19 protein-coding genes are annotated in these 22,936 nt (G+C 72.6%); 16 read left to right on the forward strand and 3 right to left on the reverse strand.

Annotated features, from left to right (window positions below; all coding sequences use genetic code 11):
* Positions 1 to 30 precede the first annotated feature (30 nt).
* The 13 genes from ACH4RG_RS10600 to ACH4RG_RS10660 all read left to right on the forward strand — a co-directional run bounded on the left by ACH4RG_RS10600 (position 31) and on the right by ACH4RG_RS10660 (position 18,722).
* Complete coding sequence (locus tag ACH4RG_RS10600; protein WP_398539355.1) at positions 31 to 2,427, forward strand: ATP/GTP-binding protein; 2,397 nt, start codon at positions 31 to 33, stop codon at positions 2,425 to 2,427.
* Positions 2,428 to 2,635: 208 nt separating this feature from the next.
* A complete protein-coding gene (locus ACH4RG_RS10605) occupies positions 2,636 to 4,210 on the forward strand; it encodes a PucR family transcriptional regulator (RefSeq protein ID WP_398539356.1) in 1,575 nt (524 codons plus the stop codon).
* A gap of 55 nt (positions 4,211 to 4,265) precedes the next feature.
* The gene (locus ACH4RG_RS10610; protein ID WP_398163142.1) at positions 4,266 to 4,862 is read left to right on the forward strand and encodes a TetR/AcrR family transcriptional regulator; all 597 of its coding nucleotides are present in this window, start codon (positions 4,266 to 4,268) and stop codon (positions 4,860 to 4,862) included.
* A 100-nt stretch (positions 4,863 to 4,962) separates the two neighbouring features.
* Positions 4,963 to 6,198, forward strand: a complete 1,236-nt coding sequence (locus ACH4RG_RS10615; protein ID WP_398539357.1) for an MFS transporter — start codon at positions 4,963 to 4,965, stop codon at positions 6,196 to 6,198.
* Positions 6,199 to 6,322: 124 nt separating this feature from the next.
* Positions 6,323 to 7,768 (forward strand): aldehyde dehydrogenase family protein, encoded by a 1,446-nt coding sequence (locus tag ACH4RG_RS10620; protein ID WP_398539358.1) that lies wholly within the window; start codon positions 6,323 to 6,325, stop codon positions 7,766 to 7,768.
* Positions 7,769 to 8,021: 253 nt separating this feature from the next.
* Entirely contained in the window at positions 8,022 to 9,977 is a 1,956-nt protein-coding gene (locus ACH4RG_RS10625; RefSeq protein ID WP_398539359.1) for an acyl-CoA dehydrogenase family protein, read from the forward strand.
* A gap of 88 nt (positions 9,978 to 10,065) precedes the next feature.
* Positions 10,066 to 11,307 (forward strand): 3-phosphoshikimate 1-carboxyvinyltransferase, encoded by a 1,242-nt coding sequence (gene aroA / locus ACH4RG_RS10630; protein ID WP_398539360.1) that lies wholly within the window; start codon positions 10,066 to 10,068, stop codon positions 11,305 to 11,307.
* A 71-nt stretch (positions 11,308 to 11,378) separates the two neighbouring features.
* A complete protein-coding gene (gene dxr / locus ACH4RG_RS10635; protein WP_397923876.1) occupies positions 11,379 to 12,632 on the forward strand; it encodes a 1-deoxy-D-xylulose-5-phosphate reductoisomerase in 1,254 nt (417 codons plus the stop codon).
* The gene (locus ACH4RG_RS10640; protein ID WP_397923874.1) at positions 12,629 to 13,939 is read left to right on the forward strand and encodes a M50 family metallopeptidase; all 1,311 of its coding nucleotides are present in this window, start codon (positions 12,629 to 12,631) and stop codon (positions 13,937 to 13,939) included. Before dxr ends, ACH4RG_RS10640 begins: the two co-directional genes overlap by 4 nt.
* Before the next feature lie 172 nt (positions 13,940 to 14,111).
* Positions 14,112 to 15,266 (forward strand): flavodoxin-dependent (E)-4-hydroxy-3-methylbut-2-enyl-diphosphate synthase, encoded by a 1,155-nt coding sequence (ispG, locus tag ACH4RG_RS10645; RefSeq protein WP_397923872.1) that lies wholly within the window; start codon positions 14,112 to 14,114, stop codon positions 15,264 to 15,266.
* A 187-nt stretch (positions 15,267 to 15,453) separates the two neighbouring features.
* Positions 15,454 to 16,299 carry a GNAT family N-acetyltransferase gene (locus ACH4RG_RS10650; RefSeq protein ID WP_397923870.1) on the forward strand — a complete coding sequence of 282 codons (846 nt, stop codon included), beginning with the start codon at positions 15,454 to 15,456 and terminating at the stop codon, positions 16,297 to 16,299.
* A 68-nt stretch (positions 16,300 to 16,367) separates the two neighbouring features.
* Positions 16,368 to 16,949: a GNAT family N-acetyltransferase gene (locus ACH4RG_RS10655; protein WP_398163146.1), complete on the forward strand. Its 582-nt coding sequence runs from the start codon at positions 16,368 to 16,370 to the stop codon at positions 16,947 to 16,949.
* Positions 16,950 to 17,018: 69 nt separating this feature from the next.
* Positions 17,019 to 18,722, forward strand: a complete 1,704-nt coding sequence (locus ACH4RG_RS10660) for a proline--tRNA ligase (protein ID WP_397928676.1) — start codon at positions 17,019 to 17,021, stop codon at positions 18,720 to 18,722.
* Between the two features lie 71 nt (positions 18,723 to 18,793).
* Here the strand turns inward: ACH4RG_RS10660 and ACH4RG_RS10665 are convergent, their stop codons facing one another.
* Genes ACH4RG_RS10665 through ACH4RG_RS10675 form a run of 3 tightly spaced genes read right to left on the reverse strand, consistent with a single transcriptional unit; the run spans position 18,794 to position 20,813 of the window.
* Positions 18,794 to 19,708 (reverse strand): aminoglycoside phosphotransferase family protein, encoded by a 915-nt coding sequence (locus tag ACH4RG_RS10665; protein ID WP_397923864.1) that lies wholly within the window; start codon positions 19,706 to 19,708, stop codon positions 18,794 to 18,796.
* A 50-nt stretch (positions 19,709 to 19,758) separates the two neighbouring features.
* Positions 19,759 to 20,277 (reverse strand): ferritin-like domain-containing protein, encoded by a 519-nt coding sequence (locus tag ACH4RG_RS10670; RefSeq protein ID WP_397923862.1) that lies wholly within the window; start codon positions 20,275 to 20,277, stop codon positions 19,759 to 19,761.
* Positions 20,274 to 20,813 carry a hypothetical protein gene (locus tag ACH4RG_RS10675; RefSeq protein ID WP_397923860.1) on the reverse strand — a complete coding sequence of 180 codons (540 nt, stop codon included), beginning with the start codon at positions 20,811 to 20,813 and terminating at the stop codon, positions 20,274 to 20,276. The genes ACH4RG_RS10670 and ACH4RG_RS10675 overlap by 4 nt, the downstream gene beginning before the upstream one ends.
* A gap of 176 nt (positions 20,814 to 20,989) precedes the next feature.
* Between ACH4RG_RS10675 and rimP the strand changes: the two genes are divergently transcribed.
* The 3 genes from rimP (at position 20,990) to ACH4RG_RS10690 (ending at position 22,928) form a co-directional block, all read left to right on the forward strand.
* Positions 20,990 to 21,493 carry a ribosome maturation factor RimP gene (gene rimP, locus ACH4RG_RS10680; protein ID WP_397923858.1) on the forward strand — a complete coding sequence of 168 codons (504 nt, stop codon included), beginning with the start codon at positions 20,990 to 20,992 and terminating at the stop codon, positions 21,491 to 21,493.
* A 2-nt stretch (positions 21,494 to 21,495) separates the two neighbouring features.
* A complete protein-coding gene (gene nusA, locus ACH4RG_RS10685) occupies positions 21,496 to 22,536 on the forward strand; it encodes a transcription termination factor NusA (protein ID WP_007452815.1) in 1,041 nt (346 codons plus the stop codon).
* 113 nt (positions 22,537 to 22,649) lie between these two features.
* Positions 22,650 to 22,928 (forward strand): YlxR family protein, encoded by a 279-nt coding sequence (locus ACH4RG_RS10690; RefSeq protein WP_397923856.1) that lies wholly within the window; start codon positions 22,650 to 22,652, stop codon positions 22,926 to 22,928.
* The last annotated feature ends 8 nt before the right edge of the window (positions 22,929 to 22,936 follow it).

The raw sequence follows: 22,936 nt of genomic DNA on the forward strand, positions 1-22,936 counted from the left end.
CCGCCTTGGCACGTCAGGGGAGCAGTGGCAATGGGCACCGAGGGCACGTACGACTCGCAGCGTGAGCAGGGCGGGCAGGGTACGGACGATCCCGGCGCGCGGTGGCTCGGCGGCTCCTACGGGAACGAGGCCGGCGCCGCCCGGGTGCCTCGTCCCACGCCGCCTCCGCCTCCCCTGCCCCCGCTTCCGCCCCGGTCACCCGCCGCGGTCCTCGATGTGCGGCAGTGGCTCCGGGAGCATCGCGCGGACGCCGAGCCCGGCCTCTGGCGGTACGGATACCGGCCGAGGCCGGCAGGGGACCCGGCCGAGGTGCCCACCCGCGCGCTGGTCGTGGGTGCGCTCATCTCGATCGCCTGTGGGGTCTTCGCGTGGGCGGTCTGGCGCACCGACTACATCGCCGTGCAGCGGCTCCCCCTGAGACTGTTCACCCCCTCCGACTGGTGGCGCGGCGAACCCGGGCAGTCCGCGCGGACGGCCAGCGCCGTCTACAACAGCCTCTTCGCCGCCCTTCTGATCTATTTCTGCGGACGGCTCGGCAACTGGCCGGCGCTGTACCGAAGGCTGGTCATGGACCGGCCCCAACCCGCCAGAGCGCTTGCTGCCGCGCTCGCGGGTCTCCTCGTGGTGTGGATCGTCCTGGGCACGAGCCTGCTTCCGTTCTTCTACGCCGTCCTTCACGCGCTGGTGCCGGTGTCCGTGTTCCGAGGCGATCCGGAGACGGCTGCCGTCCTGGGGGTGGCCGTCTACGTCCTGATCGGGGCGGCTCTGCTGTGGCCGTTCGCCCGGACGGGCGGGTGGCTACAGCCCTTCCGGAAGCCCGGCCCCGCCAGCGCGCCCCCGGAATCCGAGCCCGGGACTGGGGAAGACCCCGCGCAGTGGCCGCAGTTGAGGGCTGCGGGGCAGCCCGGGGCCGCCGACCGGCTCGCCGCCGAGGTCGCAGCCCGGCGCATGAACGATGTCGACTGCGCCAGGATCGGCCACGCGTGGTCGCGGGTGGCGGCCGGGGCTCTGCCGCCCGGTGTCTTCGTCGACGGAGTGGCGAAGCGCGGGGCGGCGGCCTGTCCGCATCCCTCGGGCGACCGAGATCTCCCGGCCCGCGCCGCCACCCACGATCTGCTGACCGCGCAGGTGCGGATGGGCGCCTACGCGGAACATCCGCGCAATCCCGCCGCCCGGAGGGGGGCGGGAGCCGCTCTCGACCCCTCGGTCCTCGGCACCTCGCTCCTGGCGGTCGGCCCCCACGGCTTCGACCGGACGCGACGCCTGGTGAGGCCGGTGGTGGAGTCGCTCTCCCTCCAGGCACTGGCCGGGCGAGCGGCCGTGGTCGTCGTCTCCGCCGAAGGCGTCGAGCTGGGGCCCGAGGCTTCCTACGACGTCGTGGTGAAGATCGGCGACGCCGACTCGGTGTACGACCTCGACCTCTACGGCGGGATCACCGACCCGGACGAGGCCGCGATGCTCCTGTCGGAGGCATTCACCGGCGATCTGCCGGATGTGGACAGCCGTCGGGCCGCCGTCACGCTGGGCCAGCTGATCGGCCCGTTCAACGCCGCCCGCGGCCGCTTCCCGTCGCTGCCGGAACTGCGGGAACTGCTCGACGGCGGCCGTCAGGTGCTGGACCTGCTCCGCGATGACCTCCAGCCGGAGGAACATCGTTCCTATCTGCGGGAGGTCGACGCACGCGAGCGCCAGCTGGGTACGTCCGCGGACCTCAGCGGCGTGCTCGCGGACCGGATCGCGTTTCTCGACAGGCCCGCCTTCAGTACCTTCTTCGACACCCGGGGCCGGTCCAGGCCCTTCTCCCTGCGCGCCCTGGAACATCCGGTGCGCGTCCGGATCGTGCTGCCGGAGCGAAGTCATCCCGAGGCCTCGCGCATCCTCACCCGACTGGTCTTCGCCCAGTTCGTCTCCAGTGTCGGTGCGCGCCGGGACTCCTCGCTCTTCGCCGCGCTCGTCCTGGACGATGCCGCGAGCGCGATGACCACCGACTCCGTCCGGGCGGTGCAGCGTCTGCGGCAGCTGAACGCCGGGGCGGTCCTGGCCGTACGGTCCCTCGACGACGTGGGGCCGCATCTGCACGCGGCGCTGCTCGGCGCGGTCGGCTGCCTGATGACGTTCCCCGGCATCACCACCTGGGAAGGCACACGGTTCGCCGAAGCCTGGGGCAAGGAATGGGTCGAGACCCGCGAGGTCGCCCAGCACACCGTCTTCGCCGACCAGCCGTTCACCCGGGCCCTGCACGCCCTGCGCAAACTCGTCACCGGCAAGGCGGTGACCACGGACGCGGTGACCGTACGCCAGGTCGAGCGGGAGCGCTGGTCCGCCTCGGAGCTGGCGTACGCGGTGCCGGCCGGGCACGCCGTCCTCTCGCTCACCACCGTCCAGGGCGAACACGCACCCCCCCTCCTCGTCCACCTCGACGGCTGAGGCACCTGCCGGGAAGGCCTGAGGCGCCTACCGGCAGGTAGGGCGAAGTGCGGCCGAGAGCGGTTACCGGCACTCTGCCGCCCTGGCAGAATCGGAGAGTGCCGTTCGTACAAGACGGCGAAATTCGGTGTCACCGATCCGGCCGACGATCCGGCCGTCCGCACGGTGGCGCCGTGACCTCGTCCCCGACCTTGAGGGTTCCCGGCCCATGCCTCCCACGCTCGCCTCGCTCGTCCAGCACTCGGCGCTCAAGCTCACCGTGCGCGCGGGCGCGGACCGGCTCGGCACCCCCGTGCGCTGGGCCCACGCCAGCGAGCTGGCCGACCCCGTCCCGTACATGGACGGCGGCGAACTCCTCCTCGTGACCGCCACCAATCTCGACGCCGACGACCCCGAGTCCATGCGGCGCTACGTGCGGCGGCTGGCCGGGGCCGGGGTCGCCGGGGTGGGGTTCGCGGTCGGGGTGAACTACGACGACATCCCGGCCGCCCTCGTGGAGGCCGCCGAGGAGGCCGGGCTGCCGCTCCTCGAAGTTCCCCGCCGCACCCCGTTCCTCGCCATCAGCAAGGCCGTCTCCGCCGCCATCGCCGCCGACCAGTACCGCGCGGTGACCGCCGGCTTCGAGGCTCAGCGCGAGCTGACGAAGGCCGCGCTCGCCGGGGACGGGCCCGCCGACCTCCTCGCCCGGCTCGCCGTCCACATCGACGGCTGGGCCGCGCTGTACGACACCTCCGGAGCGGTCCTGGCCGCCGCCCCCGACTGGGCCGCCCGCCGAGCCGCCCGCCTCACCCCCGACGTCGAACGCCTCCGGGACCGCCCCGCCCCCGCCAGCATCGTCGTCGGGGACAGCGAGGACCGGGTCGAGCTCCAGTCGCTGGGCCTCGGCCGCCGGTCCCGCGGCGCGCTGGCCGTCGGTACGGGGGCGGCGCTCGGGACCGCCGAGCGCTACGCCGTGCACTCCGCCGTCGCCCTGCTCACCCTGACCACCGCCCGCTCCCGCTCCCTCCAGGGCGCCGAGCAGCGTCTGGGCGCCGCCGTCCTGCGCATGCTCCTCGCCGGACAGCCCGACCACGCGCGGGCGGTCGCCGGCGACCTCTACGGCGGGCTGCTCGACGCCCCGTTCCGGCTGCTCATCGCCGAGACCGCCGCCCCCGCCGGGTCCGAGCTGCTCACCGAGACGATGGAGGCCGCCGCCGCCCGCTCCGGCGAGGCGCTGCTCCTGGTCCCCGAGGGCGAGCGCGTCGTCGTGCTCGCCGCGGACGGCGGCTCCGCCGTCGCCGCCTGCGCCGCCTACGCCGAGGCCCAGGACGACCGCGCCCCGCGCGAGGGCGGCGCCGAGGACAGCGACGTCGTGGTCGGCCTCTCCGCCCCCTCGGGTCCGATCGCCGTCTCCGCCGCGTACAAGCAGGCCGAACAGGCCCTCTCCGTCGCCCGCAGGCGCGGCAGGGCGCTGGTCGAGCACGAGGAGCTGGCCACCGGCTCGGTGCTGCCGCTGCTCGCCGACGACGCGGTACGGGCCTTCGCCGACGGCATGCTCCGCGCGCTGTACGAGCACGACGCCAAGGGCCGCGGCGACCTCGTGGCCTCCCTGCGCGCCTGGCTCTCCCGCCACGGCCAGTGGGACGCCGCCGCCGCCGACCTGGGCGTGCACCGGCACACGCTGCGCTACCGGATGCGCCGCGTGGAGGAGATCCTGGGGCGCTCGCTGGACGATCCGGACGTCCGCATGGAGCTGTGGCTCGCCCTCAAGACGACCGAGGCGGCGACGCCCGCCGAGGGGTGAGCACCGGGCGTGACCCCGTATTGCATCGAGCAGTCCAAAACCCTAAAGTGCTCGCATGGCCCGACCGAGACAGTTCGACGAGGAACGAGCCCTGGATGCCGCGATGCGCACCTTCTGGGAGTACGGCTACGAGGCCACCTCCACCCAGGACCTGTGCGACGCCACGGGGCTGGGGCGCAGCAGCGTCTACAACACCTTCCGCAGCAAGCGCGAGCTGTTCGCGCGCTCGCTGGCGCGCTACCTGGACACCATGGCCGACGCTCAGGACGCCGTACTCGACGACGAGTCCCGCTCGCCCGGTGAGCGGGTGCGCGCCCTGCTCGACAAGGTCGTCGCCGACGAGTTCGACCACCGCCCCGGCGGTCGCAGCCTGGGCTGCCTGGGGGTCAACTCCACGGTCGAGCGGGCGGCGCGGGACCCGGAGGCGGCCCGGCTCCTGGACCGGGACGCGGCCCGCAGGCTGCGGAGCCTGTCCGGCGTCATCGCCGCGGGGCAGCGCGACGGTTCCATCGCCTCCGCGCGAGGCTCCGACGCCCTCGCCCGTTACGTCAACGCCGTCATCGGCGGCATGCGCGTCACCGCCCAGGGGGGAGCCGACCGCGCGGCCGTCCAGGCCGTCGCCGACACCGCGCTGGACGCCTTGATCCGCTGAGCGCTCCCGTCCCGCCGCACTCGGGTGCGGCGGCCCACTCATGCCCATGTTTTGAACTGCTCCATACAAAACTTCGTCGCACCCACTAGGGGGAGCCATCATGCCTCGTGCCGTCCACGTCCTGGCCTTCGGCATCTTCGCCATGGTCACCAGCGAATTCGTCGTCGCGGGACTGATGCCGCAGATGGCCGAAGGGCTGGGCGTCACCGTCCCGCAGATCGGCTACCTGATCACCGTCTTCGCCCTGTCCATGGCGCTCGGCGGACCGTTGCTCTCCGTCGCCCTGCTGCGGCTTCCGCCCAAGACCGCGCTCATGGTCCTCTTCCCGGTCTTCCTGGCCGGCAACGTGCTCGCCGCCACCGCCTCCGGCTACCCGGCCATGGTGGTCGCCCGCGTCATCACCGGGGTCGCCTCGCAAGCCTTCTTCGGCGTCGCGATATCGCTCGGCTCCCAGCTCACCCGCCCCGAGATACGCGGCCGGGCCGTGGCGGTCATCCTCAACGGGCTGATGCTCGGCACCCTGCTCGGTCTGCCGCTGGCCACCCTGACCGGCGAACGGTACGGCTGGCGCGCCGCGTTCTGGGTCATCTCCGCGCTGACGGCCGCCGCCGCCCTGTGCACCCTGATCGGCGTGGACCGGACCGGCCGGCCGGAGGGCAGCGGCACGTTCCGCTCCGAACTGACGGCCTTCCGTGCCCCCAGGCTCTGGCTCACCCTGCTCACCAGCACCATGGTCATCGGCGCGACCTTCTCCGCCTTCAGCTACCTCAACCCGATCCTCACCCGGGTCACCGGATTCTCCTCGGGGACCGTCCCGCTACTGCTCCTGGCATACGGCGCCGCCACCGTCATCGGCAACACCGTTGTCGGTCGGCTCGCCGACCGGCACGCCCTCCCCGTCCTGCTCCTCGGCCTCTCCCTGAACGCGGTGTTCCTGGCCGGATTCGCGCTGCTGGCCGGGTTCGGGGTCTGGGCGGTGCTCTGCATGCTGGGCATCGGCCTCGTCGGAGTCACCATGAACCCGGCCCTGGTCACGCGCGTGCAGCGCAGGGGCAACGCCCGGCCGCTCGTCAACACCGTGCACAGCTCCTTCATCACCTTCGGCGTGGTCCTCGGCTCGGCGCTGGGCGGTGTGGGCGTCGACCGGTTCGGCCTGCGGGCCCCTCTCTGGCTGGGTGCGGGACTCGCGGTGGCCGGTCTGCTCACCCTCGTACCGGATCTCGGCCGGCGAACGGGGCGGCCCGGAACGTCCCGGCCCGCGCGGTCCGGCGACACCGTCTCCGCCAATTCGGAGCACCCGGCCCCCGCTCCGCTCCACGCCGGACAAACGCCCTGAGCGCCTCCCCGCCCTACCGTGGAACCACAGAGGGGAGCCTCCCGGGCGCCCACGACCTTCGGTCACGACTTCGGTCACGACCTCCTCACGACCTCCTCACGACCTCCGAAGGGCCGGAACCTCCATGACTTCGCCCCACGCCTTCTGGGTGGCCGGCCGCCGGGCCACCGGTGCCGACAGCTTCGACGTCACCAACCCGTACGACGGACGCCTCGTCGGCACCGTCAGCGTGCCGACCGACGCCCAGGTCGAGGAGGCCGTCGCCGCCGCCCACGCGGTGCGCGACGAGTTCGCCGCCACCCCGGCGCACGTCCGAGCCGGGGCCCTCGACCACGTCGTACGGCGGCTGACGGAGCGCACCGAGGAGATCGCCCAGCTGATCTCGGCGGAGAACGGCAAGCCGATCAAGTGGGCCCGCGGCGAGGTCGGCCGGGCCGTGTCCGTGTTCCGGTTCGCCGCCGAGGAGGCCCGCCGCTTCAACGGCGGCGAGGCCCAGCGGCTCGACACCGACCTCGGCGGCACCGGCCGGCTCGGGCTGACCCGGCGCTTCCCGCGCGGGGCCGTCCTCGGCATCGCGCCCTTCAACTTCCCGCTGAACCTCAGCGCCCACAAGGTCGCCCCGGCCATCGCCGTCGGCGCCCCGATCATCCTCAAGCCGGCCCCGGCCACCCCGATCTCCTCCCTCCTCCTGGGCGAGCTGCTCGCCGAGACCGACCTGCCGGCCGGCTCCTGGTCCGTCCTGACGGTCCCCAACGACAAGATGCCCGCCCTCGTCCAGGACGAGCGGCTCCCGGTCATCTCCTTCACCGGCTCCGGCCCGGTCGGCTACGCGATCATGGAGTCGGCGCCCCGCAAGCACTGCACCCTGGAGCTCGGCGGCAACGGCGCGGCCGTCGTCCTCGGCGACTACGCGTCGGAGGCGGACCTCGACTGGGCCGCCACCCGGATCGCCACCTTCTCCAACTACCAGGGCGGCCAGTCCTGCATCTCCGTGCAGCGCGTCATCGCCGACGCCACTGTCTACGACCGGCTCGTCCCCAAGATCGTCGCCGCCGTCGAGGCCCTGGTCACCGGTGACCCGGCCGACGCCGCCACCGACGTCGGCCCCCTCGTCAGCGAGGACGCGGCCAAGCGCGTCGAATCCTGGGTCGACGAGGCCGTCCAGGGCGGCGCCCAACTGCTCACCGGTGGCAAGCGCGACGGGGCCACCTACGCGCCGACCGTCGTCGCCGGCCTCTCCGACGGTGTGAAACTCTCCGGCGAAGAGGTCTTCGGCCCGGTCATGTCCCTCCAGAAGGTGGACGGCGAGGCCGAGGCGTTCGCCGCCGTCAACGCCTCCGCGTACGGCCTCCAGGCCGGCGTCTTCACCCACGACCTCCAGACCGCCTTCCGCGCCCACCGCGCCCTGGAGGTCGGCGGCGTGATCATCGGCGACGTCCCCTCGTACCGCGCCGACCAGATGCCGTACGGCGGCGCCAAGCAGTCCGGCGTCGGCCGCGAGGGCGTCCGCTACGCCATGGACGACTACACCTACGAGCGCGTCCTGGTCCTCACCGGCCTCGCCCTGTAACACCCCGGACGACCCCCGCCCCCGCCTGGACAGCGGGCGCGGGCGGGGGCGCGAGACGGACGGCCCGAACCCACTGTGCGGGGGTTCGGGCCGTCCGCGTATCCGCGCGCGGGCACTGGTGCGGGTGCCGAACCACGGGTACACGGGTTACATACGGACCAGGAGCAGCCCAGTAGCAGCAGCGACTAGCAGTCCGTGCGTCCAGGTTCAGGGGTCCATCCGTCCGGTGGCGCGCGGCGAGGTGAGGTCCCGCATGTCCGCACCACACAACACGCCCCAGGCCCCCAGGGCGCCCAAGGTCACCGAGCGCGAGGCGCGTCGGGTCGCCGAGGCCGCCCGGGAGCAGGACTGGCGCAAGCCCAGCTTCGCCAAGGAGCTGTTCCTGGGGCGCTTCCGCCTGGATCTGATCCATCCGCACCCCCTGCCGCCGCCCGACGACATCCGGCGCGGCGAGGAGTTCCTGGCGCGGCTGCGCACGTTCTGCGAGACGCGTGTCGACAGCGCGCGGATCGAGCGCGAGGCGAGGATCCCCGACGAGGTGATCGCCGGGCTCAAGGAGCTGGGCGCGCTCGGGATGAAGATCGAGACCAAGTACGGCGGGCTCGGCCTCACCCAGGTGTACTACAACAAGGCGCTCGCCCTGGCCGGCTCGGCCAGCCCCGCGATCGGCGCGCTGCTCTCCGCGCATCAGTCGATCGGCGTACCGCAGCCCCTGAAGATCTTCGGCACCCAGGAGCAGAAGGACGTCTACCTGCCCCGGCTGGCCACCACCGACATCTCCGCCTTCCTGCTGACCGAGCCGGACGTCGGCTCCGACCCGGCCCGCCTCGCCACCTCCGCGGTGCCCGACGGGCCGGACTACGTCCTCGACGGCGTGAAGCTCTGGACCACCAACGGCGTCGTCGCCGACCTCCTCGTCGTCATGGCCCGGGTCCCCGCCTCCGAGGGCCATCCCGGCGGCATCACCGCGTTCGTCGTCGAGGCCGACGCCCCCGGCGTCACCGTCGAGCACCGCAACGCCTTCATGGGCCTGCGCGGCATCGAGAACGGCGTCACCCGCTTCCACCGGGTCCGGGTGGCCGGCGCCTGCCGGATCGGGCCCGAGGGCGCCGGTCTGAAGATCGCCCTGACCACCCTCAACACCGGCCGCCTCTCGCTGCCCGCGATGTGCGTGGGCGTGGGCAAGTGGTCCCTGAAGATCGCCCGTGAATGGTCAGGCGTCCGGGAACAGTGGGGCAGGCCCGTCGCCCGGCACGAGGCGGTCGGCGCGAAGATCTCGTTCATCGCGGCCACCACCTTCGCCCTGGAGGCCATCGTCGACCTCTCCTCGCAGATGGCCGACGAGGACCGCAACGACATCCGCATCGAGGCCGCCCTCGCCAAGCTGTACGGCTCCGAGATGGGCTGGCTGATCGCCGACGAGCTGGTGCAGATCCGCGGCGGCCGGGGGTTCGAGACCGCCGAGTCGCTGGCCGCCCGCGGCGAACGCGCCGTGCCCGCCGAGCAGATGCTCCGGGACATGCGGATCAACCGGATCTTCGAGGGCTCCACCGAGATCATGCACCTGCTGATCGCCCGCGAGGCCGTCGACGCCCACCTCAAGGTCGCGGGCGACATCATCGACCCCGACAAGCCGCTCTCCAACAAGGCGAAGGCGGGCGCGAACGCCGCCGGGTTCTACGCCCGCTGGCTGCCCAAGCTCGTCGCCGGGCCGGGACAACTGCCGCGTACGTACGCCGAGTTCCACCCGACCGGGCACCGCGACCTCTCCGGTCACCTCCGGTACGTCGAACGCTCCTCGCGCAAACTGGCCCGGTCCACCTTCTACGCCATGTCCCGGTGGCAGGGGCGGATGGAGACCAAGCAGGGCTTCCTCGGCCGGATCGTCGACATCGGGGCGGAACTCTTCGCGATGAGCGCCGCCTGCGTCCGAGCCGAGCACCTGCGCGGGACGGGGGAGCACGGCCGCGAGGCCTACCAGCTCGCGGACGCCTTCTGCCGGCAGGCCCGCATCCGGGTCGAGGAGCTGTTCACCCGCCTGTGGTCCAACACCGACGACCTCGACCGGCGCGTCGTCGACGGCGTCCTGGCGGGGACGTACACCTGGCTGGAGGACGGCGTCGTCGACCCCAGCGGCGAGGGCCCCTGGATCGCGGACGCCACCCCCGGACCCTCCGTCCAGGAGAACCAGCACCGTCCGGTGCGCTGAGCCCCGGGGCCGAGCGGGGTGCGTCCACCCCGTCCACGCACCGGACGCACCCCGTACGCCCCGCCCGCGGCCGGGCAGGATGAGGGCCGTGACCGTCATCGACATTCCCGGCTCCAAGTCCGTCACCGCCCGCGCCCTCTTCCTGGCCGCCGCGGCGGACGGCACCACCACCCTGCTGCGGCCGCTGCGCTCGGACGACACCGAGGGCTTCGCCGAAGGACTGAAGAGCCTCGGCTACACGGTCGACCGGGAGGCCGACCGCTGGCACGTCGAGGGCCGCCCCGCCGGGCCTGGCGTACCCGACGCCGACGTCTTCTGCCGCGACGGCGCGACCACCGCCCGCTTCCTGCCCACCCTCGTCGCGGCCGCCGCCTCCGGCACGTACCGCTTCGACGCCTCCGCCCAGATGCGCCGCCGCCCGCTCGCCCCGCTCACCCGCGCCCTCACCGCCCTCGGTGTCGACCTGCGCCACGAGGCGGCCGAGGGGCACCACCCGCTGACCGTCCGGGCCGCCGGGATCGAGGGCGGCGAGATCGCCCTGGACGCGGGGGAGTCGTCCCAGTACCTCAGCGCACTGCTGATGCTCGGACCGCTCACCGCGAAGGGGCTGCGGATCGAGGTCACCGAGCTGGTCTCCGCGCCGTACGTCGAGATCACCCTCGCGATGATGCGCGACTTCGGCGTGGAGGTACTGCGGGAGGGGAACACCTTCACCGTCCCTCCCGGCGACTACCGGGCCACCGCGTACGCCGTCGAGCCCGACGCCTCCACCGCGAGCTACTTCTTCGCCGCAGCCGCCCTCACCGGCCGCCAGGTCACCGTCCCCGGCCTCGGCGCCGGCGCGCTCCAGGGCGACCTGCGCTTCGTCGACGTCCTGCGTGCCATGGGCGCCGAGGTGGAGGTGGGCGCCGACGCCACCACCGTCCGCTCCACCGGCCGGCTCCGCGGCCTCACCGTCAACATGCGCGACATCTCCGACACCATGCCGACCCTCGCCGCCATCGCCCCCCACGCGGACGGACCCGTGCGGATCGAGGACGTCGCCAACACCCGGGTCAAGGAGTGTGACCGACTGGAGGCCTGCGCCGAGAACCTGCGCGCCATGGACATCACCGTCCACACCGGGCCCGACTGGATCGAGATCCACCCCGGGACACCGAAGCCGACCCGGATCGCCACCCACGGCGACCACCGCATCGTGATGTCCTTCGCCGTCGCCGGACTGCGCACCCCAGGACTGACGTACGACGACGCCGGCTGCGTACGCAAGACGTTTCCGCGCTTCCACGAGGTGTTCCAGGACTTCGCGGACGGCCTCGCGGCGCGCTGACGGGAGGGGCGGCGCGGCCCACCCGGGACGCGCTGTCCCCGCACACAGCCGGAGCGGCAACAATGGGGGGCATGAGCGACAGCCCCGCCCCCCTCGCCGATCCGCACCTCGTCTTCGACGCCGCGGACGGCCGCCGGGATCTCGTGATCCTCGGCTCCACCGGGTCCATCGGCACCCAGGCCATCGACCTGGTCCTGCGCAACCCCCACCGCTTCCGGGTCACGGCGCTCTCGGCCGCCGGCGGCCGGGTCGCCCTGCTGGCCGAGCAGGCCCACCGGCTGCGGGTCGACACGGTCGCCGTCGCCGCCGAGGACGCGGTCCCCGCCCTGCGCACGGCGCTGCGGGAGAGTTACGGGCCCGGCGAGCCGCTCCCCGAGATCCTGGCCGGACCCGACGCCGCCGCCACCCTCGCCGCGAGCGCCTGCCACACCGTGCTCAACGGCATCACCGGTTCCATCGGCCTCGCCCCCACCCTGGCCGCGCTGAAGGCGGGCCGCACGCTCGCCCTCGCCAACAAGGAGTCGCTGATCGTCGGGGGCCCGCTGGTGAAGGCGCTCGCCGCCCCCGGCCAGATCATCCCGGTCGACTCCGAGCACGCCGCGCTCTTCCAGGCGCTGGCCGCCGGCACCCGCGCCGACGTCCGCAAGCTCGTCGTCACCGCCTCCGGCGGACCCTTCCGGGGCCGTACGCGCGATGAGCTGGCCGACGTCACCCGGGAGCAGGCGCTCGCCCACCCGACCTGGGCGATGGGACCGGTCATCACCATCAACTCCGCGACCCTGGTCAACAAGGGCCTGGAGGTCATCGAGGCGCACCTCCTCTACGACATCCCGTTCGACCGGATCGAGGTCGTGGTCCACCCCCAGTCCTACGTGCACTCCATGGTCGAGTTCAGCGACGGCTCCACGCTCGCCCAGGCCACCCCGCCGGACATGGGCGGCCCCATCGCCATCGGCCTCGGCTGGCCCCAGCGCGTCCCGGACGCCGCCCCCGCCTTCGACTGGACGAAGGCGTCCAGCTGGGAGTTCTTCCCGCTGGACACCGAGGCCTTCCCGTCGGTCGGCCTCGCCCGGCACGTGGGCGGGCTCGGCGGCACCGCGCCGGCCGTCTTCAACGCCGCGAACGAGGAATGCGTGGACGCTTTCCTCGCCGGACAGCTGCCCTTCAACGGAATCATGGATACGGTCACCGCTGTGGTGTCCGAACACGGCACCCCCGCCCCGGGAACCTCGCTCAGCGTCGCGGACGTCCTCGAAGCGGAAACGTGGGCCCGCGCACGGGCCCGGGAACTCTCGGCGAAAGCGACAGCGGAGGCGCGCGCATGAGTCTGACCTCGGTCCTGCTGACGGTCCTGGGGATCGCCGTCTTCGTCGTGGGCCTGCTCTTCTCCATCGCCTGGCACGAGCTGGGCCACCTCTCCACGGCCAAGATGTTCGGCATCCGGGTCCCGCAGTACATGGTCGGTTTCGGCCCGACGCTCTGGTCGAAGAAGAAGGGCGACACGGAGTACGGCATCAAGGCCATCCCGGCCGGCGGCTACATCCGGATGATCGGCATGTTCCCGCCAGGACCCGACGGCCGGCTCGAAGCCCGCTCCACATCGCCCTGGCGCGGCATGATCGAGGACGCACGCTCCGCCGCCTACGAGGAACTGGAGCCGGGCGACGAGAAGCGGCTCTTCTACACGCGCAAGCCGTGGAAGCGCGTCATCGTGATGTTCGCCGGCCCCTTCATGAACCTGATCCTCGCGGTCGCCATCTTCATGGGCGTCGCGATGACCTTCGGCTTCCAGACACAGACCACCGAGGTCGCCGGCGTCCAGCAGTGCGTGATCTCGCAGAGCGACAAGCGCGAGACCTGTGAGGACGGCGACCCCGTCTCGCCCGCCAAGGCCGCCGGCCTCCAGGAGGGCGACCGCATCGTCGCCTTCGACGGGAAGAAGGTCGACGACTGGGCGACGCTCTCGGACCGCATCCGCGACACCATCGGCCCCGCCACCCTCGTCGTCGAGCGCGACGGCAGGGAAGTGACCCTCGACGCCGTCCTGCGCGAGAACGCCGTCGCGAAGAAGGACGGCAACGGCCAGGTCGTCCCGGACCAGTTCATCAAGGCGGGCTACCTGGGCTTCGCCGCCCGGACCGAGATCGTGCCGCTCTCCTTCGCCGACTCCACCGTCCGCATGGGCGACATGATCGAGAACGGCGTCGACTCGATCATCGCGCTGCCGTCCAAGATCCCGGCCCTCTGGGACGCCGCCTTCAGCGACGGCCAACGGGCCGACGACTCGCCGGTCGGCGTGGTGGGCGCGGCCCGGATCGGCGGAGAGGTGATGAACCTCGACATCCCGGCGCAGAACCAGGTGGCGATGATGCTGTTCCTGCTCGCCGGCTTCAACCTCTCGCTGTTCCTGTTCAACATGCTGCCGCTGCTCCCGCTGGACGGCGGGCACATCGCGGGCGCGCTCTGGGAGTCCCTGCGGCGCAATGTGGCCAAGGTCTTCCGGCGCCCCGACCCCGGCCCGTTCGACGTGGCCCGGCTGATGCCGGTCGCCTACGTGGTCGCCGGACTCTTCATCTGCTTCACGCTGCTGGTCCTGGTGGCCGACATCGTGAACCCCGTCAAGATCTCCTGACGGCCGCGCGGCGCCCTCAGGTGTCGGCCGGGCACACCCCCCGTGTCCGGCCGCTCACCAACGGGTGGACTTGTCGACACGGTGCGTCCGCCCCGCCTCCGGTGCCGTAACCTCGAAGGCTGGAGCCCGCCGATCTCGGGACCTTGATCCACACCTTGGGGATGCACAGCGCATGACTGCGATTTCTCTCGGAATGCCGGCCGTTCCGACCAAGCTCGCCGACCGAAGGGTCAGCCGACAGATCCAGGTCGGCACGGTCGCGGTCGGCGGCGACGCGCCCGTCTCCGTGCAGTCGATGACGACGACGCGTACGTCGGACATCGGTGCTACGCTCCAGCAGATCGCCGAGCTGACGGCGTCCGGCTGCCAGATCGTCCGGGTCGCGTGCCCGACGCAGGACGACGCCGACGCGCTCGCCACGATCGCCCGGAAGTCGCAGATCCCGGTGATCGCCGACATCCACTTCCAGCCGAAGTACGTCTTCGCCGCGATCGACGCCGGCTGCGCCGCGGTCCGGGTGAACCCGGGCAACATCAAGCAGTTCGACGACAAGGTCAAGGAGATCGCCAAGGCGGCCGCCGAGACCCGCACGCCGATCCGGATCGGCGTCAACGCCGGCTCCCTGGACGCGCGGCTCCTGAAGAAGTACGGCAAGGCCACCCCCGAGGCCCTCGTCGAGTCGGCCCTGTGGGAGGCGTCCCTCTTCGAGGAGCACGGCTTCGGCGACATCAAGATCTCGGTCAAGCACAACGACCCGGTCGTGATGGTCAACGCCTACCGCCAGCTCGCCGCCCAGAGCGACTACCCCCTGCACCTCGGCGTCACCGAGGCCGGACCGGCGTTCCAGGGCACCATCAAGTCGGCCGTCGCGTTCGGCGCGCTGCTCTCCGAGGGCATCGGCGACACCATCCGCGTCTCCCTCTCGGCCCCGCCGGCCGAGGAGGTCAAGGTCGGCCTCCAGATCCTGGAGGCGCTCAACCTCAAGCAGCGCCGCCTGGAGATCGTCTCCTGCCCGTCCTGCGGCCGCGCCCAGGTCGACGTCTACAAGCTCGCCGACCAGGTCAGCGCCGGCCTGGAGGGCATGGAGGTCCCGCTCCGCGTCGCCGTCATGGGCTGCGTCGTCAACGGCCCCGGCGAGGCCCGCGAGGCCGACCTCGGCGTCGCCTCCGGCAACGGCAAGGGGCAGATCTTCGTGAAGGGCGAGGTCATCAAGACCGTCCCCGAGTCGAAGATCGTCGAGACCCTCATCGAAGAGGCCATGAAGATCGCCGAACAGATGGAGAAGGACGGCATCCCGTCCGGCGAGCCCGAGGTCTCCATCAGCTGACCCGCGTCGCACCGGCTCGCCGCCGCCCCACCGGGCCCCGCGCCCGGTGGGGCGGCGGCGCGTCCGGGGTCCGGCCCCCGCACGCCCCACCGCCCTGCCCGGCGACCGTCTTCCGGACTCGAGCGGCGTTCGACAGGCTCGTCGGTTACAGTGCGGAAATCAGCAGACCGCATGGTGAGGCCCCCTCGTGTTGACGCAGACCACCACCCGGGTCCTCGAACCCAGCGACCTCCAGGCAGCGCTCGCCATCCTGGAGAGCGAGCCCGTGGCCAACGCCTTCGTGACGTCCCGCGTGCAGGTCGCCGGGCTCGACCCCTGGCGCCTCGGCGGCGAGATGTGGGGCTGGTACGCCGACGGGATGCTCCGCTCCCTGTGCTACTCCGGCGCCAACCTCGTCCCCATCTGCGCCGGCCCCGAGGCCGTCCGCGCCTTCGCCGACCGGGCCCGCCGGGCCGGCCGCCGCTGCTCCTCCATCGTCGGCCCCGCCGAACCCACCACCCAGCTCTGGCGGCTCCTCGAACCCAGTTGGGGCCCCGCCCGCGAGGTCCGCGCCAACCAGCCCCTCATGGTCACCGAGAGCCTCTCCGCCGACGTCACGCCCGACCCGCTCGTCCGCCGCATCCGCAAGGACGAGACCGAGGCCCTGATGCCGGCCTGCGTGGCGATGTTCACCGAGGAGGTCGGCATCTCCCCGCTCGCCGGCGACGGCGGACTCCTCTACCAGGCGCGCGTCGCCGAACTCATCGGCGCCGGCCGCTCCTTCGCCCGCATCGACGACGGCAAGGTCGTCTTCAAGGCGGAGATCGGCGCGGCCACCCCACAGGCCTGCCAGATCCAGGGGGTCTGGGTCGCCCCCGAACACCGCGGCAAGGGCCTCTCCGAGACGGGCATGGCCGCCGTCCTGCGCTACGCACTCGCCGACGTCGCCCCCGTCGTCAGCCTGTACGTCAACGACTACAACACCCCCGCCCGCAAGGCCTACCACCGTGTCGGATTCCGTGAGGTCGGCGCGTTCATGAGCGTCCTGTTCTGAACCGTCACACGTGCGCGCCCCCGGAACGCACGGTTCTGACCGCCCGCCCCGGCCAGTAGGGTTCCCGCATGGCAGCAGCAGTCCCCGGAGAAGGCCCCGCAGCACCCGACGCCGAGATCGGCCCCGTCGACCTGGCCGCCCGCGTCGACGAAGCCCTGCGCGTCCAGGCGGCCGCCTTCGGACTGAGCCAGGACGAGATCGACGTACGCCGCCACATCGTCCTCAGGCACCTGGAGCACCCCCACGCCCGCGCACTCGGCGCCACCGCCCCCGACGGACGGCTCGTCGGCTTCGTCTACGGGCTGCCCAACGACCGCGCCCAGTGGTGGTCCACCGTCGTCGAGCCCTACCTGCGGGCCACCGGCTCCGACGGCTGGCTCGACGACTCCTTCGTCATCACCGAACTCCACGTCCACCCGGACCACCAGCGGCGCGGCATCGGCCGCACCCTGATCACCGCCATCACCGACGCCGTCGGCCAGCCCAGGTCGATCCTCTCGGCGATCGACAAGGACAGCCCGGCCCGCACCCTGTACCGCTCGCTGGGCTACCGCGATCTGGCCCGCCAGGTCGTCTTCCCGAGCGCCCCGCAGCCCTACGCGGTCATGGGCGCACCCCTGCCGCTGCTGCGCGCGAGGCCCGGGGCCTGAATGGATTTCCGCCAGCCCGCACCGCCCGGCTAACCTCGGGCTCACCACCCTTGCGAGCAGGAGTTCATCATGGCCCAGGTCCAGCGCATGTCCCGATTGATGGTCAAGACACTGCGCGACGACCCGGCGGACGCCGAGACGCTCAGCCACAAGCTGCTGGTCCGCGCCGGATACGTCCGCCGCAACGCGGCCGGCATCTGGTCCTGGCTGCCGCTCGGCAAGAAGGTCCTGGACAACATCTCGAACGTGGTCCGCGAGGAGATGGACGCCATCGGCGCGCAGGAGGTCCTGCTGCCCGCCCTGCTGCCCAAGGAGCCCTACGAGGCGTCCGGCCGCTGGGAGGAGTACGGCGACCTGCTCTTCCGCCTCAAGGACCGCAAGGGCGGCGACTACCTCCTCGGCCCCACCCACGAGGAGATCTTCACCCAGACCGTCAAGGACCAGTGCACGTCCTACAAGGACCTGCCGGTGATGCTCTACCAGATCCAGACGAAGTACCGCGACGAGGCCCGCCCCCGCTCCGGCGTGCTCCGCGGCCGCGAGTTCCAGATGAAGGACTCGTACAGCTTCGACACCACCGACGAGGGCCTCGCGCACTCCTACGCCCTGCACCGGGCCGCGTACATCAAGATCTTCGAGCGCCTCGGCCTGGACCACCGCGTCGTCTCCGCCGTCTCCGGCGCGATGGGCGGCTCGGCCTCCGAGGAGTTCCTCGCTCCCGCCGCCGCCGGTGAGGACACCTTCGCCGACTGCCCGAACTGCGACTACGCCGCCAACACCGAGGCCGTGACCTTCGCGCTCGCCCCGGTCGACGGCTCGGCGCACGGCGCGGTCGAGGAGCTGGACACCCCCGACACCCCGACCATCGAGACCCTCGCCGCGCACCTGGGCGTCCCCGCCTCCGCCACCCTGAAGAACCTGCTGGTCAAGGTGGACGGCGAGATCGTGGCCGTCGGCGTCCCGGGCCACCGCGAGGTCGATCTCGGCAAGCTCGGCGAGCACCTGGCCCCCGCCGTCGTCGAGCTGGTCACCGCCGAGGACTTCGTCGGCCGCGACGACCTCGTACGCGGCTACGTCGGCCCCCAGGGCCTGGAGAAGGTCCGCTACCTCGCCGACCCCCGCGTCGCCCCCGGCACCTCCTGGGTCACCGGTGCCAACCAGGAGGGCAAGCACGCGAGGAACGTCGTCGCGGGCCGCGACTTCGAGGTCGACCAGTACCTCGACGTCGTCGTGGTCGAGGAGGGCGACCCCTGCCCGAAGTGCGGCACCGGCCTCACCCTGGACCGCGCCATCGAGATCGGCCACATCTTCCAGCTGGGCCGCAAGTACGCCGACACCTTCCAGCTCGACGTCCTCGGCCAGCAGGGCAAGCCCGTCCGGGTCACCATGGGCTCGTACGGCATCGGCGTCTCCCGGGCCGTCGCCGCCCTCGCCGAGCAGACCGCCGACGACAAGGGCCTGTGCTGGCCCCGCGAGATCGCCCCGGCCGACGTCCACGTCGTCGCCGCCGGCAAGGCCCTCCAGACGGAGCTGGCCCTCGACGTCTCGGAGAAGCTCAACGCGGCGGGCCTGCGGGTCCTGGTCGACGACCGCCCCGGCGTCTCGCCCGGCGTGAAGTTCACCGACTCCGAGCTGCTCGGCGTCCCCAAGATCCTGGTCGCGGGCCGCCGCTCCGCCGACGGCGTCCTGGAGCTCAAGGACCGCCGCACCGGCGAGCGCGAGGAGCTGACCGTCGACGAGGCGATCGCCCGCCTGACGGCCGACCCGGCCTGATCACGCACACCCGCCTACGAGGAGGGCCCCCGCGCACCGTGCGCGGGGGCCCTCCTCGTACGTACGCCGGACTACAGCCAGCCCGCGAACTCCAGGTTGACCTCGCCCATCTGCCGCCGTCCCTCGGCCAGCGCGCGGGTGCCCGACTCGACCGCCCGGAACAGCGTCCAGCCGTGCAGCCGCGCCTGCTCCACCTCCAACGACTCCGCCAGCCGCTTGACCCGGCGCCGGGCCGTCACCGGGCCACCGGGCGAGGCGATCAGATCCTCCACCCGGTCTCGCACCAGCCGCGCCAGGTCATAGGCGCGCTCGCCCACCAGCGGCTCCGGACCCACCGTCAGCCACGGCGCCCGCTCCCCGGAGAACACCTTGCTCTGCCGGAAGTTGCCATGCAGCAGGAGGAGTTCGGGTGACGCCTCGACCAGCTCCGCCCGCGCCGCCAGCGCCGCCTCCACCAGCGGCGCCAGTTCCGGGTCGGCCTCGGCGGCCGCCCGCATCCCGGCGCTCTGCCGATCGGTCCGCCCGGCCACGCTCTCGAAGGCGTGCCCCGTCGGCGGCTCCACCCACAGCCGCCGCAGCGTGCCCGCCGCCTCCAGCAGCGCCTTCGCCTCCGGCAGCGAGCGCAGCGACACCTCGTGGTGCAGCCGCTCCAGCAGCAGCGCACCGGACGCGTCGAGCTCCGGCGCGGCCAGCGGCTTCACCGCTCCCCACCCGTTCCAGTGCTCCAGCGCCGCCCGTTCCAGCCCGGGACCGGCGACCGGCGGGGCGATCTTCAGCGCTGCCGGGGTCCCGTCCGGCCGCCGCACCAGAACCACCAGGGAGCTGCGCCCGCCGGGGGCGGCCACCCGCTCCACGGTGAGGCCGCCCCCGGCGGTGAGCGCCTGCTCGGTCAGCGCGGGAAGCGCGTCCAGCCAGTCGGCCGCGGCGGTGTCCCCGTACATCTCACCGAGCGCGCGCACCAGGCGCTGCGGCGGTTCGAAACCCATACGTCGTGTGTTCCCTTTCCGGTTCTTGGTGTCAGCGCGCGTTCTCCGTATCAGCGCGCGCCGTCCGCGCCGGCGGCCTCCAACGGGCCCGTCGCGGCCGGATCCGCACCGGCGGCCCGCTCGGCGAGCCCCGGAAAGGCTACGTTGCCGCCCCGCCAGCGGGCCGACCGCACCGCGGCCTCCCGCAGCGCGCCCGCGGCCTCCTCGCGGCGAGCGCCCTCGGTGGCCCGCACGAGATCGGCGTAGGCGCCCGCGATCCGGTCCTCCAGCACCGCGGCCAGCCGTACCGCCGACGGGGAGTCCGTGACGGCGAACGGCAGCGCGTACGCGGCGTCCGAGGCCACCGGCATCCCGCCCAGGTCCCGTACGGTGCGCGCCAGGGCGTCCCGGCGGGCCCGGTGCCCGTCGTACGCCGCGCGAGCCGCCTCGCCCCGCTTCCCGTCCAGGCGGCCGCCCAGCAGCCCGTAGCCGTACACCGCGGCGTGCTCGGCGGCCAGGGCCGCCTGGACGGCGGTCAGCTCGGGGGAGTCGGCGTCCTCCTCGGAGGGCCGGGCGGATCGGGTGCTCATGCGGCTGTCTCCTCGGCCAGTTCGGTCAGCAGATACGCGTGCGCCGCCGCGGCCGCCGCCACCGAGGCCAGCAGCCGGGCCAGCTCCGGCTCGACGTTCAGCAATGCCTGCGCGTACGCGTCGGCCCGGCGGCGCTCGTCGGCGGCCAGCTCCCGCACCGCGGCCTTCGGGGCGGCGGACACCGGGCCGGGTGCGGCCGGCGGGGCGTCTGCCTTCGGGGCGCCCTTCGCGCGCGGCGGCGCCAGCGCTTTGCCGTGCTCCCGTACGGCGGCCCGCAGGGGCGCCAGGCCAGCGGCCGTCGTCGGATGCGCTTCGGCCACCAGGTCGTACCGGGCGAGCAGGAGGGCTCCGTCGCGCGCCGCCCTCTCGCGCAGATCCCTCCCGGCCTTCGAGGCGGCGGCCCGCGCGCCGGAGTGCGCGGGCTCCCCGCCGTCCGTCGCCCCGTCGCCGCCCCCGCAGCCGGTCAGCACCGCACCCAGGGCGAGGGCTCCCGAAGCGGTGAGCACCCCCCTGCGCGTCGTCCCCGTGTGCCGCACGTTTCTCCTTCGGGCCTGGACCGATCCTGACAGGATCTGTCCTGATGTGATCACCGCAGGCGAGCGTACCCGCGGCCGAGCGACGGGCGGACGGCAACACCCCTGGCGACCGGATACCCTTTGACCTGACGCACGAAGATCCCCACAACAGCACACGCGGCCGAGGAGTCACCCGGATGAGCACCACCCAGAGCGAGAGGCTGCGCGGGTTGCTGGAACCGCTCGTCAGCGCGCAGCAGCTGGACCTCGAGGAGATCGAGGTGTCCCGGGCCGGCCGCCGAGGAGTGCTGCGGATCATCGTGGACTCAGAAGAGGGCGTGGAGCTGGACGCCTGTGCGGAGCTGAGCCGCGCGATCTCCGAGAAGCTGGACGAGACCGACGCGATGGGCGAGGGCGAGTACGTCCTCGAAGTCAGCTCCCCCGGCGCGGACCGCCCGCTGACCGAGCACCGCCACTACGTACGCGCCATCGGCCGGCTGGCCAGGTTCCACCTGACCGGCGACGGCTCCGGTGAGCTGGTCGCCCGCATCCTCGCGGTGGACGAGGACGGGCTCGACCTCGAAGTGCCCGGCGTCAAGGGCCGCAAGCCCACCGCCCGCCGCCTCGCCTTCGACGAGATCGCCAAGGCGCGCGTGGAGATCGAATTCAACCGCAAGGACAAGAAGGAAGAGGAGGCGTAGCCGTGGACATCGATGTGAAGCTTCTGAAGGGCTTGGCGCAGGACAAGGAGATCCCCTTCGACGTGCTCGTCGGGGCGATCGAGTCGGCCCTCCTCATCGCGTACCACCGCACCGACGGCAGCCACCGCCGGGCCCGCGTGGAGCTCGATGCGAACGGCCACGTCACGGTGTGGGCCAAGGAGGACCCGGCCGACCTCGAGGAGGGCCAGGAGCCCAAGGAGTTCGACGACACCCCGTCGGGCTTCGGCCGGATCGCCGCGACCACCGCCAAGCAGGTCATCCTGCAGCGGCTGCGCGACGCCGAGGACGACCGCACCTTCGGGGAGTACGCGGGCCACGAGGGCGATGTCGTCACGGGCGTCGTCCAGCAGGGCAAGGACCCGAAGAACGTCCTGGTCGACATCGGCAAGATGGAAGCCATGCTGCCGGTCCAGGAGCAGGTCCCGGGCGAGGAGTACGTGCACGGCCTGCGCCTTCGTACGTACGTCGTACGGGTCGCCAAGGGCGTCCGGGGTCCGTCGGTGACGCTCTCGCGCACCCACCCGAACCTGGTGAAGAAGCTCTTCGCCCTGGAGGTCCCGGAGATCGCGGACGGCTCGGTGGTCATCGAGGCCATCGCACGCGAGGCCGGCCACCGCACCAAGATCGCCGTGCGCTCCACCCGGGCCGGCCTGAACCCCAAGGGCGCCTGCATCGGTCCGATGGGCAGCCGTGTGCGTAATGTCATGGCCGAGCTGCACGGCGAGAAGATCGACATCGTGGACTGGTCCGACGACCCGGCCGAGATGGTCGCCAACGCCCTGTCGCCCGCCCGGGTGAGCAAGGTCGAGGTCGTCGACCTCGGCGCCCGCTCCGCTCGCGTCACCGTGCCGGACTACCAGCTGTCGCTGGCGATCGGCAAGGAGGGCCAGAACGCCCGCCTCGCCGCCCGCCTCACGGGCTGGCGCATCGACATCCGTCCGGACACCGAGACGGACGAGGAGCGCGAGAACGCCGACCGCGAGCGGGCCGAGCGGGCCCGGGAGCGCTCGGAAAGGCGTTGACCCGGAGGGGCTTCAGGGAATAGATCTGAGCGGTACGCCGCTGAGATCACGACAACATCCGTTCGATTCTTGCCCCAAAGCGGCGAGGTCGGTACGGGGAGGTAGACTTAAACGTGTCTGGCCGGACGCAAGCCCGCGCTTGCCCTGAGCGAACCTGTGTGGGATGCCGGGAGCGAGCGGCCAAGAGCGAGCTGCTGCGCATCGTGGTGGACGAGGGCGCCTGCGCCCCTGATCCACGCGGTACGCTGCCCGGCCGGGGTGCGTATGTGCACCCCGTCTCCGTCTGCCTCGACCTGGCGGTCCGCCGCCGGGCGTTCTCCCGGGCCTTCAAGGCCAAGGGGCCGTTCGACACCGCGGCACTGACGCGGTTCGTCGAGCGGGCTGCACCGTAAGAAACGTA

Source organism: Streptomyces sp. NPDC021019, from assembly GCF_044333295.1.
In the GTDB taxonomy this organism is placed as follows: Bacteria; Actinomycetota; Actinomycetes; order Streptomycetales; family Streptomycetaceae; genus Streptomyces.